We start from the raw sequence: 12,188 nt of genomic DNA, 5'->3' as shown, positions 1-12,188 counted from the left end.
GCAAAGACAGAAACTTGATGGCGTGGCGTCAAAAGTCAAATTTTTGGCCACTTTTATCAAGCAGATAAGCACCAAATCCTCAAATGTTGAGTCCACTGATGGACGTCGATCCTGCAAGATGTGAAATAACAAAAAGGCAGAAAATCAAAATATAACAAATTAACAATATTGTTTTAACTGTGGAAACAAAAAATCTGCAGACGAAAACGTCCAGAGATCGCAAACAGGGAAGACGAGAGCAATGAGTGAACTGCCGAAAATCGACTTTCTCTATCTTTCGGAACAGGACATGGTCAAGGCGGGCGTGACCGATATGGCCGCCTGCGTGGACACGATGGAGGAAATGTTCGTTCTGCTCCATACGGGCGATTACCGGATGGCGGGCGCGAACAATGATTCGCATGGCGCCCTGATCGTGTTCCCGGAGAATTCGCCGTTCCCCAACATGCCGAAGCCGACGGCGGACCGCCGCTTCATGGCGATGCCCGCCTATCTCGGCGGCAAGTTCTGCACCGCCGGCATGAAGTGGTACGGCTCGAACATCGCCAACCGCGAGAAGGGGCTGCCGCGCTCCATCCTGATGTTCACGCTGAACGACGCCGACACCGGCGCGCCCCTGGCCTACATGTCGGCCAACCTTCTGTCGGCCTATCGCACCGGGGCGGTTCCGGGCGTCGGGGCGCGGCATCTGGCGCGCAAGGATTCCAAGGTGGTCGGCATTCAAGGCCCCGGCGTGATGGCCAAGACCTCGCTGGCCGCCTTCATGGCGACCTGCGAGCGCATCGACACCATCAAGGTCAAGGGCCGAGGCAAGGCGAGCCTCGACAGCTTCCTGACCTGGGTCAAGGAAACCTACCCGCAGATCACCACCATCGAGGTCGTCGACGACCTCGAGCAGGTCGTTCGCGGGTCCGACATCGTGACCTACTGCGGATCGGGCGAAACCGGCGATGTCTCCAAATACCCGGTGGTCCGCCGTGAGTGGGTCAAGCCGGGAGCCTTCCTGTCGATGCCGGCCTCCTGCGAGATCGACGCCGGCATGGAGCAGGCCGACGTCCGCAAGGTGATGGACAACATCGGTCTTTACGAAGCGTGGTTCGAGGAGCTGCCGAAGCCCGCCCATGTGCATGTTCCGGTCATCGGCGTGCGTTTCATGGACATGATCCATGACGGCCGGATGAGCCGCGACGAGCTGGAGGACCTGGGCGCCATCTGCGCGGGCAACGCGCCCGGTCGCCGGAACGATGAGGAGATCATCATCCTGTCGGTCGGCGGCATGCCGGTCGAGGACGTAGCTTGGGGCACCGTCGTCTATCGCAACGCCGTCGAAAAGGGCATCGGCGTCAAGTTGAACCTGTGGGACGTCCCGGTCCTGCGCTGAAGACCTGGAGCGGACGGCAGCCCCTTCCCCGCCGTTCGCTCCGCCTTTTCCATTCGACGACAGACAAACGGAATTGAGATGACCGAAATCCTGAAGGTCAAGTCCGGCGCAAAGCTGGAGGAACTGAGCAGCTATTCGCGGATCGTGGCGGTCGACAACTGGATTTTCGTTTCCAACACGGCCGGTCGCAATCCCGAGACGAAGGAGATTCCCGCCGACGTGACCGATCAGACCCATCAGGTTTTCGCCAACATCGAGCGGGCGCTGGCCGGGGTGGGGGCGAGCCTGGCCGACGTGGTGTCGACGCGCGTGTTCATCCAGACCCCGGAAGACACCTCGACGGTGATGGGCATCTTCGGTGAGAAATTCCGCGGCATCGATCCCACGCTGACGGTCACCTGCCCGCCGCTCGGCTCGACCGTCTACAAGGTCGAGATCGAGGTCACCGCCTATCGTGGCGCCGGCATCGCCGACGTGCGCCGGATCAGTCTTTCCCTCTGATCCGGTCGGGCGCCCGGCCGGCCGCCGCGCCCCTTCCCGTTTTCCGGTCATTCCCGCTCAAGGAGGATTGCCATGGCCCCGACGATTTCCCCGGTCCAGACATCAACCAGCATGCCGAAATCGACAACCGTCGTGGTGGTCGGGGCGGGCATCGTCGGGCTGGTGACCGCCCTCAACCTGATCGAACGGGGCATTCCGGTCGTCGTTCTCGAAAAGGGCCGGCTGGCAGGGGAACAGTCGTCGCGCAATCTCGGTTGGGTGCGCAAGACCTCGCGATCCGCGCGCGATCTGCCGCTGGCCATCGAGTCCGATCGGCTGTGGGCCGGGATGAATGAGCGGGTCGGCGGCGAGGTCGGCTACAAGCCGGCGGGCATCATGTTCCTGGCGACCTCCGACGCCGAACTCGACGTCCATCGCAAATGGCTGGCGACCACCGATGGCCTGTCGCTCGATTCCCGGATCATCTCGCCGAAGGAGATCGACGAGCTGGTTCCGGGTGGGCGCGGCGGCTGGACGGGCGGCATCTACACCCCTTCCGACGGGCGCGCCGAACCGACGCTCGCCTCCAGCGCCATCGCCCGCGCGGCCATGGCGAAGGGGGTGACCATCGTCGAGAACTGCGCCGTGCGGGAGCTGTCCCTGTCGGGCGGAAAGGTGAGCGGGGTGGTGACGGAGAAGGGGGAGATCCGCTGCGAGCAGGTGGTGCTGGCCACCGGCTTCTGGTCTCGCCGCTTTCTCGGCAACATGGGTATTCCGCTGCCGATGCTGCCGCTGATCTGTTACGGCATCCGCACCGCGCCGATGGAGGGGCCGACGGAGATCGCGGTCGGCGCGCCGAACTTCTCGTTCCGCAAGCGCGCGGATGGCGGCTACACCATCTGCCAGCGCGGCGCCGTCGAATCCCCGATCGTCATCGACCATGCGCTGCTCGGCATGCGCTATCTGCCAGTGTTCCGCGATGGGCGCAAGCTGCTGCGCATCACCTTCGGCAGGGCGTTCGTCGAGGATCTGATGCGGGCGCGCCGCTGGGACGGCAAGTCGACCACGCCCTTCGAAAAGGAGCGGACGCTCGACCCGCGCGTCCATGCCGGGATCAACGCGGAGGCCATGCGGAACATCCGCGCCGCCTGGCCCGCCTTCGAGGCTGCCAAGATCGAGGAGGAGTGGGGCGGCTGGATGGACATCACCCCCGATTCCCTTCCGGTGATCTGCAATCTCGACAGAATTCCGGGCCTGACGCTGGCGACGGGCTTCTCCGGCCATGGCTTCGGCACCGCACCTGCTGCCGGCCAGCTCGCCGCCGATCTCGTCACCGGCGCGCGCCCCATCGTCGATCCGACCCCTTACCGGATCGAGCGCCTGCAGTAACGGCCGCGCCAGGGTCGCACGGTTCAAATCCGCCGGGTCGCCGCGTACCAGAAGGCCAGCGCCGAGATGCAGGTGCCGGACAGGGCGACGACGACCAGGCTCTGGTAAGAACCCGATATGGTCCACAGCAGCGCCGCCGCCAGCGGCGCCAGCGCCTTGACGGCGATGCCGGGGGCGGCAAGGGTGCCGTTGACCGCCCCATAGGCGTCGCGTGTCACCATTTCGGACACGGCGAGGCCGCGGACGATGGTCATGAGTCCGTTTGCGCCACCGAACAACAGCGTGAAGGCGACGAGCATCGCCGGACTTCCTGGCGCGGCGAGCAGAAGTGCCAGCGCGATTGGAAAGACGGCGACCGTCGCCGACCCGACGGCCCGGATGGGGGACTGGCCGGCGACCAGCAAAAGGACGATGCGGGCGACCACCTGCGCCGGGCCGATAGCGGCGACGGACGCGGCGGCGGCCGCGTCGCTGAATCCCTGTTCGAGCAGCAGTGGATATAGGTGGAAGATCAAGGCCGAGAAAAGCCCGTAATAGACGGTCAAAGCGACCAGCAGCCCACGAAAGGCCGGTTGCCGCAATGCCCAGCCCGCTGCGGCCCGTCCCTGCCGGGCCATGCCGTGCCCCACCGGCGGCGCTGGTCGCGGCGCATCTTTGCCCGGATCGATGACCCAACCGTGCAACAGCACGCAGAACAGGTTGGCGGCGGCCAGGATTGCCAGGGTGGCGCGCCAGCCGACGTGATTCAGCGACATGCCGATGAGCGGGATGAACACTGTCCCGGCGAAGCCGCCCCACAGGCTGAGCGTGACGATGCCCTGCCGCGCGTTCGCGCCGAACCGGCGCGCAATGACGGCAAAAGCCGGCTCGTACAGCGTCATCGCCTGCGCAAGTCCAATACCGACGAATGCGAGATACAGCGATGGCAGGCTGCCGACGGCGGCCCAGGCCAGCAGCGCCAAACAGGCGAGAAGCGAGCCGAGCGTCATGATGCTCCGCCCCCATCCCCGGTCGATTGCGGCCCCCAGGGGAAAGGCCGCGATGCCGGCCACCAGCAGGCCGACCGTCGCGGCGCCGTAGGCGGCCGGCTTCGACAGACCCAGTTCCGCCGCCATCGGCTTGGCGATCAGCGGGAAGCTGTAATAGAGCGTCCCCCATGAAACGACCTGCGCGGCGCCCAGTCCGGCGATGAAGCGCCGCGTTGAAGTCACTCCTCCTCGTCCTCGACGGCATCGGGATCGAGCGCTTCGATGGCGTTGTCGCCATCCGGCCGGGCGGTGGCGGCCATGCGCCGGGTGATCTCCGACGCCGCGTCGGTGACGATCTTGGCGAGATAGTTCTCGTTGAAGGCGGAAAAGCGGTCGAGCCCGCCGACCAGCGTGATGCTGCCCAGCACACGCTTCTTCTCGTCGAAGATCGGCGCCGCGAGACCGGCCTTTTCCGGGTCCAGCTCGCCGAAGCTGATGCAATAGCCGTTTTTCCGGACCTGCAGCATGGATTTGGAGAACTCCTTCCATGTCACGCCCAGATTTTGCAACGTCGGCTCCCCGACATGCTGTTCATAGAGCCGCTTGAGCTGGCGCGGCAGGAGATAGGCCAGGATGACGCGCGCGGTCGCGCTGCGGAACAGGTCCATGGGACGGCCGCGCCCGTAATTCAGCGGCAGTCCTTCCCGGCCCGGCGTATGTTGGATGTTGATGACGGTGTCGTCGTAGCGTTCGCTGAGCAGCGCGCTCAGTCCCGTCTCGTCAACCAGGAAGGACAGCAGGTCGCGGCTGGCCACCAGCAGCGGATCGTGTTCCGTCATCTGCCGGTTCAGCTCGATGATCTTCGGTCCCAGCGTGTAGCCGCTGGGAATGCGGACCAACAGGCCGAACTCCACGAATTCCCGCACGTAGCGGTAGGCGCTGGCCTGGGTGTAGCCAAGCCTCTCGCAGATGAAATCGACGTCGATCGTCGGCCGGTCTGGTGCGAACAGGTCGAGTATATCGAGCATGCGACGAAGGCTGTTCATCACGTCATCCAAAACGGAAATGGTGCAAATCGGCAATGGGACCCCCGCCCCGCAGGACGGGAGAGGCCGACTTTGCCTTTGCGCCGGAGGCCGGGCAATCGCTTTCTCGATCCGTTTTTCCGCGTCGATGGAGTGCCCCGTCAATGGCCGAGATAGGCCTTGCGGACCTCGTCGTCGCGAATCAGGTCCGCCCCCTGCCCCTCAAGCGTGATGCGGCCGGCTTCCATCACATAGGCATGGTCGGCGATGGACAGGGCGGCTCGCGCGTTCTGCTCGACCAGCAGGATTGTCACGCCGGAATCCCGCAGCATCCGGATGATCCGGAAGATCTCCGCGACGATCAGCGGGGCGAGGCCCATGCTCGGCTCGTCGAGCAGAAGAAGTTTCGGTTTTCCCATCAGTGCCCGGCCCAGCGCCAGCATTTGCTGCTGCCCGCCGGACAGCACGCCGGCCGGCTGGGTGCGACGCTCCTGCAGGATGGGGAACAGGCGATAGACCTCATCGAGACCGTCGGCGATCTCGCCGGCCGACCGGGTGTAGGCGCCGAGGCGCAGATTGTCCTCGATGGACATGGGAGCGAAGACATGGCGGCCTTCCGGCACCTGGCAGAGTCCGGCGCGCACGCGGTCGGCGGCCGACATGCGCGCAACCGGCGCGCCTTGAAAGGCGATGCGTCCGCCGGTGACCGGCTGCACTCCCGATATGCCGCGGAGCAGCGTCGTCTTTCCGGCGCCGTTCGCTCCCACCAGGGCAACCAGCTGGCCCGGCATGATTCTCAGCGATACCCCATGCAGCACGTCGTTGCGGCCATAGCCGCTGGAAACCGCTTCGACCGCCAGGGTCGGTACGTCGGCGTGCGTCCGCCCGTGGGGGGTGGCCGGAATGTGGTCCCGCACTCCGCCAAGGCCAAAGGGTGACGGCAGCAGCAGCGTGATCCGCGCCTTCAGCAGCGCGATGGCCTCCCCCGGGTTCTCTTGATCGAGCGGATCGCTGACGGCGGCGAATGCCGTCTCCACCGCCTTCCAGTCCTCTTCGGTCAGCACCTCGCGGGCCAGGGGAAAGCACTGCTCCTCCTCGATCCGCAGATGCGTCTCGAAGCCCTCGCGAAAGGCGCGGATATGCTCGGCGAGCGCCTGCAGGTTTCCGGCCTCCATCCGGTTGGGATTGCCGGCGAGGAAGCGCAGGCGGTCCAGTTCATGGTGGGAATCGCGATGGTTCCGGTCGAGCTGGTCCAGCATCGCTGCGCCGCGCCCGCTGCGCGCCCGCATCGCCGCGAACAGCACGTCGCTCTCATGCTTGTGATGGAAGCGGTCCGAATAGAATTCGAAATAGTCGGCGATCAGCTCGACCGTATGAAGGGCGGTGTGCAGGTCGGCGCCATCCGGCTTTCCCGTGGCGAAGCGCTCCCCGAGCGCTGCGAGCGCGTCGGCGACCAGCCTCATGTTGCGGTGTTCGGCGGCGATGATGTCCATGGCGCGCATCGCTTCAGCCCTCCTGCGCGTCGTCGCCAAGATAGGCGGCGATGACCTCGGCGTCGTGGCGGATCTCCTCCGGTGTCCCTTCGGCCAGCTTGCGGCCGTAGTTCAGCACAAGGATTCGATCCGATACGTTCATCACCAGCTTCATGTCATGCTCCACCACCACGACGGTCAGCCCGTCCCGTGCGATATCGGCGATCAGCGTTTCGATCTCGTGGGTTTCCGTGTGGTTCAGCCCGGCCGCCGGTTCGTCCAGGAACAGGATGCGGGGGTTGGAAGCCAACGCCCGCGCGATCTCCAGCCGCTTCAGCGCACCGTAGGGCATGGCCGCCGCGTCGGCGCGGAGATAAGCGCCACAGCCAACCCGTTCCATCAGCTCCGCCGCACGCTTGCGGCAGGCCCGATCCGCACGCGCCAGCCCAGGCCAGCGCAGCATCGCCGCGAACATGCTGCCGTTCAGCGAGAGGTTCGCGCCGACCATCACATTCTCGATGGCCGACAGGTTGCGGCAGATCTGCAGATTCTGGAAGGTGCGGCTCAGGCCGAGGCGGGCGAGCGCCTCCGGCGGCAGGCCGGCAATCTCGGCGTCTTCGAAGCGGATCGACCCTGCCGTCGGCGTGTAGAGACCGGAGATCAGATTGAACAGCGTGGTCTTGCCGGCACCGTTGGGACCGATCACCGAATAGACGCAGCCCTTCGGGACGTGGAAGCTGACCTCTTGGACCGCATGCAACCCGCCGAAGGATTTGGAGAGATTGGCGATCGTCAGCATGCCGGCTCTCCCTTGGCATTCGCATCGGCTCCGCGGTCGGCCTTGCTGCCGGGCGGCGGTGCGCTTCCGGCGCGCATCCTTGCGGCAAGGCTCGGCACCACACCCGCGGGCAGGAAGATCATCGTGACCACCATGATCACGCCGAACAGCACCGAGTCCCATCCTTCGTAACCGGCGAGCAGTTGTGGCAGCAGGCCGACAATCACCGCGCCGAACAGCGAGCCGTAGACGGACGCCATGCCGCCGAGCACCACGACGATCACCAGCTCCACCGACGGCATCAGCCCGGCGACCCCCGGATTGATGTAGCCGGAATAATGGGCGCTCAGGCTTCCCAAGGCCGAGGAGACCGTCGCCGACAGCACGAAGACGCCGGTCTTTCTGGCGCGCACGTCGATGCCGGCGACGGAAGCCGCCGTCTCCGACCCGCGCAGCGCCTGTAGTGCCCGCCCGGCCGGAGAGTCGATCAGGTTCTGCGCCAGAACGACCGTGGCGAGCAGCAGCCCACCGAACAGCCAGCACCATTGCCGCTCGTCCGCCGGTGCGAAGCCGAACAGCGAGAAGGGATCGACCGGCATGCCGTCCGGACCGCCGGTCCAGTTGGACTCGTTGGTCAGCACGATGGAGACGATGATGCCGAAGCCCAGTGTCGCCATGGCGAGGTAATGGCCGCGAAGGCGCAGGACCACGCGCGCGACGAGCCAGGCGAGCACGGCGGTGCCGAGCGCCGATACCGCCAGCGCCGCGCCCGGCGGCCAGCCGGCCCGCGCCGTCAACACGGCGGATCCATAGGCGCCGAGGCCGAAGAAGCCGGCATGGCCGAGGCTGATCTGCCCGGTGTAGCCCATCAGCAGATTGAGCGCGATGCCGTTGATTGCCAGGATAGCGATGCGGATCGCCACATCGACGTAATAGGCATTGGGCAGGAGGAACGGGAGGAGCGTGACCGTGCTGGCCAGCAAGGCCAGGCCGATCCAGCGCCCGCGCGTGCCGGACCCGAGGTCGTCAACAATCGTCATGGGTCAGATCCGATCGGTGGGCTTGGCGCCGAGCATCCCTTGCGGGCGCAGCACGAGAACGACGAAGATCAGAATGAAGGGCACCGCGTCCTTGTAGGAGGACGAGACGTAACCGGCGGTCATCGCCTCGATCAGGCCGAGCGACAGTCCGCCGAGCACCGCGCCGGCACCGCTGCCGAGCCCGCCGAGCGTTGCTGCGACGAAGCCCTTCAGCCCGAGCATGACGCCGGTGTCGAAGGACACGGTGGAGATCGGCGTGACGAGAACGCCGCCCACGGCGCCCGTCGCCGCCGACAGAGCGAAGCTGAGTGTCAGGACCCGGCGCACGTCGATGCCGACCAGCTGTGCCGCCAGCCGGTCATGGGCGGTGGCCAGCACCCCCTTGCCGATGCGGGTGTGGCCGAAGAACAGCCGCAGCCCGACCACGATCAGCCCGCCGACGCCCAGCACCCAGACGCTTTGCGGCAGGAAGGTGGCGCCGAGAACGGCGATGGGATCATCGCCGGAGAAGGCGGGCAGCGCATGGGCCGATTTGCCGAGCAGGATTTCGGTCAGGCCGCGCAGGATCATCGACACGCCGATGGTGATGATGACGATGCTGGCGACGTCGGCAGTCCGCGCCGGCGCGATGGTGAGCCGTTCGACGACACCGCCGATGAGGCCGGCAATCGCCACCGCGGCGAGGCAGGCCAGCGGCAGCGGCAGCCCGGCAGCGACCAGGAAGGACGCCGCCATGCCACCGATCATGATGAATTCGCCCTGGGCGAAGTTGATGACGCCGCTGGCATTGTAGATCATCGAAAAGCCAAGCGCCGCCAGGGCGTAGGTCGCGCCGAGGGTCATCCCCGACAGCGAGAATTGCAGCAGTTCGGAAAGCATGATGACGGTTTCCCCCTTCGGGCGATGGAGCGCGGGCGGCGGGGTCCGGAAAACGGACGGGCGATGTCCGGGTCAGTCGGCGAGGGTGAATTTGCCGTTTTTGACCATCACCATCTTGAGCGCCGCGATGTCGAGGCCGAGGTGATCCTTGGCACTCATCGTCACGATGCCGCAGGTGCCCGCCAGATTGCTGGTGGCCTCGATGGCGTCGCGTACCTTGCTCTTGTCGACCGTGCCGGCGCGCTTCACCGCGTCCGTCCACAGGAACCAAGCGTCACGGGCGTATGCGCCGAATGGCGAGGCGCCCGACTGGTATCGCGCCTGATAGGTCTCGGCGTAGGAAATGGAAACCTCCTTCTGCGGATCGCCGTCCGGCAGTTCACCGGCGACCATCAGGGCCGGGGCCGGCAGGCGGACACCCTCGGCAGCCGGGCCGGACAGCGCGATATAGTCCTGCGTTGCGACGCCGGAGGTTTCGTAATGCGGCAGCTTGATGCCGAGCTGGGCGATGTTCTTGGTCGCCACGACGGCTCCCTGGCCGAAGCTGACCACGAAGAGCGCCTGCACGCCCGCGGTGTTCTTGATGTTGGTGAGCTGTGCGGTGACGTCGGTGTCCTTCGGATTGAATGTCTCGTGGGCAACCACCTTGATGCCGACCTTGTCGGCGACCTCCAGCATCTCCTTGCTCGCCGACTGGCCGAAGCCGCTGGTGTCCGACAGCATGCCGATGGAACGGTAGCCCTTGGCCTTCATGTCGGTCATGATCCGCTCGCCCACCATCCGGTCGTGGTGCGAGATCTTGAACATCCATTTCTTGACCGGCTCGGCGATCACCAGGGCGCCGGACAGCGAAATGAACGGGATCCCGGCCCGCTCAATCATCGGATACATCGCCATGCTGGCGCCGGTGGTGGAGCCGCCGATCAGCATGTCGACCTTGTCGGAATCGATCAGGCGTTTCACCAAGCCGTTGGCCTTGCCCGGCTCGCTGCCGTCGTCATACTGGATCAGCTCGACCGGTCGGCCGAGCACGCCGCCGGCCTTGTTGGTCTCGTCGACATAGAGCTGCAGTGTCTTCAGTTCCGGATCGCCGAGCATCGCCGCTCCGCCCGTCAAGGACAGGACGGCGCCGACCTTGATCGGCTCTGCAGCCAAGGCCTGAACGGCCATTGCACCGACCCCGAGAGCGCAGGCTAAACCCAACAGCTTTCCGCGAAAACCCATGACTGTTTCCTTTCAATCGTCCTGTTCGGCGAAAGGGCCGTCCGCCGGCCGGGTTGGAGTCCGGCCGAATTGGCTGTCGGCCGGGCGGCGGGGGTCAGGCGGCGACCATGTTGATGTATTTGACGGTGAGGTAATCCTCGATGCCGTAGTGCGAGCCTTCGCGTCCCAGACCCGACTGCTTGACGCCGCCGAAGGGAGCGACCTCGTTCGAAATCAGGCCGGTGTTGACGCCGACCATGCCGTATTCCAGCCGCTCGGCGACGCGCCAGACGCGGCCCAGGTCGCGGGCGTAAAAATAGCTGGCCAGACCGAATTCGGTGTCGTTGGCCATGGCGACGACGTCTTCCTCGCCGGTGAAGCGGAACAACGGCGCCATCGGCCCGAAGGTTTCTTCGCGAGCGACAATCATGTCGGCCGTCACGCCGCACAGCACGGTCGGCTCGAAGAAGCTGCCGCCCAACGCATGGCGCCTGCCGCCGGTGCGCAGCGTGGCGCCCTTGGCCAGGGCATCGGCGATCTGCTCCTCGACCTTCGCCACCGCCCGCCCGTCGATCAGCGGGCCGATCTGAACGCCGTCGGCAGCGCCGTCGCCGACGGCGAACGCCGCGACGCGGCGGGCCAGCCGTTCGGCGAAATCGTCATAAACCCCGTCCTGGACATAGATGCGGTTGGCGCAGACGCAGGTCTGGCCGGCATTGCGGAATTTGGACAGCAAGGCGCCTTCGACGGCGGCGTCGAGATCCGCATCGTCGAACACGATGAACGGCGCGTTGCCGCCAAGCTCCATCGACACCTTCTTGATCGTCGAGGCGGTCTGGCCCATCAGTAGGCGCCCGACCTCGGTGGAGCCGGTGAAACTGAGCTTGCGGACCAGCGGGTCGGTGGCCAGGACGGTGCCGATCTCGCCCGCCGGGCCGGTGACCACGGACAGCACCCCCGCCGGAATGCCCGCCTGCTCGCCGAGCCGGGCCAGCGCCAGCGCACTGAGTGGGGTCTGCGAAGCCGGTTTGACCACCATGGTGCAGCCAGCGGCCAGCGCCGGACCGGCCTTGCGGGTGATCATCGCCGCGGGGAAGTTCCAGGGCGTGATGGCGGCGCAGACGCCGACCGGCTCCTTGGTGACGACGATGCGCTGTCCGGCGACCGGCGCCGGGATGGTGTCGCCATAGACCCGCTTGCCTTCTTCGGCGAACCATTCGATGAAGGAGGCGGCATAGGCGATCTCGCCGCGCGCCTCGGCCAGCGGCTTGCCCTGCTCCGCGGTCATGATGCGGGCGAGATCCTCCTGGTTCTCCAGGATCAGCTCGAACCAGCGGCGCAGGATGGCGGAGCGCTGCTTGGCGGTCAGGGCGCGCCATGCCGGCCAGGCGCGGTTGGCGGCGCGGATCGCCTCACGCGTTTCCTCGGCGCCCAGACGCGGCACGGCGCCCAGCCTTTCGCCGGTGGCGGGATTGGTGACGACGATCACCGCCTCCGGGGTCGGTGCGGCGATCCAGCGGCCGTCGATCAGCGCGTCTCGGCGCAGAAGATCGGGGTTCTTCAAAGACAGCAT

Annotated in this window: 11 protein-coding genes; 3 read left to right on the top strand and 8 right to left on the bottom strand. The window is 66.0% G+C overall.

Features of this window, described 5'->3' with window-relative positions:
* Positions 1-241: 241 nt before the first annotated feature.
* From FZ029_RS31290 to FZ029_RS31280, 3 genes are all read left to right on the top strand, one after another.
* Positions 242-1,381 (top strand): tyramine oxidase subunit B, encoded by a 1,140-nt coding sequence (locus FZ029_RS31290; RefSeq protein ID WP_149273954.1) that lies wholly within the window; start codon positions 242-244, stop codon positions 1,379-1,381.
* Positions 1,382-1,459: 78 nt separating this feature from the next.
* Positions 1,460-1,882, top strand: a complete 423-nt coding sequence (locus FZ029_RS31285) for a Rid family hydrolase (protein ID WP_149273952.1) — start codon at positions 1,460-1,462, stop codon at positions 1,880-1,882.
* A 72-nt stretch (positions 1,883-1,954) separates the two neighbouring features.
* The gene (locus tag FZ029_RS31280) at positions 1,955-3,250 is read left to right on the top strand and encodes an FAD-binding oxidoreductase (protein WP_149273950.1); all 1,296 of its coding nucleotides are present in this window, start codon (positions 1,955-1,957) and stop codon (positions 3,248-3,250) included.
* A gap of 23 nt (positions 3,251-3,273) precedes the next feature.
* Here FZ029_RS31280 and FZ029_RS31275 read toward each other — a convergent pair whose 3' ends face one another.
* The 8 genes from FZ029_RS31275 to gabD all read right to left on the bottom strand — a co-directional run bounded on the left by FZ029_RS31275 (position 3,274) and on the right by gabD (position 12,188).
* A complete protein-coding gene (locus FZ029_RS31275) occupies positions 3,274-4,461 on the bottom strand; it encodes an MFS transporter (protein WP_149273948.1) in 1,188 nt (395 codons plus the stop codon).
* Positions 4,458-5,264, bottom strand: a complete 807-nt coding sequence (locus FZ029_RS31270; RefSeq protein ID WP_188052136.1) for an IclR family transcriptional regulator — start codon at positions 5,262-5,264, stop codon at positions 4,458-4,460. Before FZ029_RS31270 ends, FZ029_RS31275 begins: the two co-directional genes overlap by 4 nt.
* 140 nt (positions 5,265-5,404) lie before the next feature.
* Entirely contained in the window at positions 5,405-6,745 is a 1,341-nt protein-coding gene (locus FZ029_RS34070; RefSeq protein WP_149273946.1) for an ATP-binding cassette domain-containing protein, read from the bottom strand.
* 4 nt (positions 6,746-6,749) lie between these two features.
* Complete coding sequence (locus FZ029_RS31260; protein WP_149273944.1) at positions 6,750-7,514, bottom strand: ABC transporter ATP-binding protein; 765 nt, start codon at positions 7,512-7,514, stop codon at positions 6,750-6,752.
* Positions 7,508-8,533, bottom strand: a complete 1,026-nt coding sequence (locus FZ029_RS31255) for a branched-chain amino acid ABC transporter permease (RefSeq protein WP_149273942.1) — start codon at positions 8,531-8,533, stop codon at positions 7,508-7,510. Before FZ029_RS31255 ends, FZ029_RS31260 begins: the two co-directional genes overlap by 7 nt.
* Before the next feature lie 3 nt (positions 8,534-8,536).
* Positions 8,537-9,412, bottom strand: a complete 876-nt coding sequence (locus FZ029_RS31250; RefSeq protein WP_149273940.1) for a branched-chain amino acid ABC transporter permease — start codon at positions 9,410-9,412, stop codon at positions 8,537-8,539.
* A gap of 72 nt (positions 9,413-9,484) precedes the next feature.
* Complete coding sequence (locus FZ029_RS31245) at positions 9,485-10,582, bottom strand: ABC transporter substrate-binding protein (RefSeq protein ID WP_247892586.1); 1,098 nt, start codon at positions 10,580-10,582, stop codon at positions 9,485-9,487.
* A gap of 148 nt (positions 10,583-10,730) precedes the next feature.
* Positions 10,731-12,188, bottom strand: coding sequence for an NADP-dependent succinate-semialdehyde dehydrogenase (gene gabD / locus FZ029_RS31240; protein ID WP_149273936.1), 1,458 nt, complete (start codon positions 12,186-12,188; stop codon positions 10,731-10,733).

This window comes from Azospirillum sp. Sh1 (assembly GCF_008365135.1).
Taxonomy (GTDB): domain Bacteria; phylum Pseudomonadota; class Alphaproteobacteria; order Azospirillales; family Azospirillaceae; genus Azospirillum; species Azospirillum oryzae.
The sequence above is the reverse complement of the archived record's forward strand: the minus strand, read 5'-3'. Positions and strand labels throughout refer to the sequence as shown.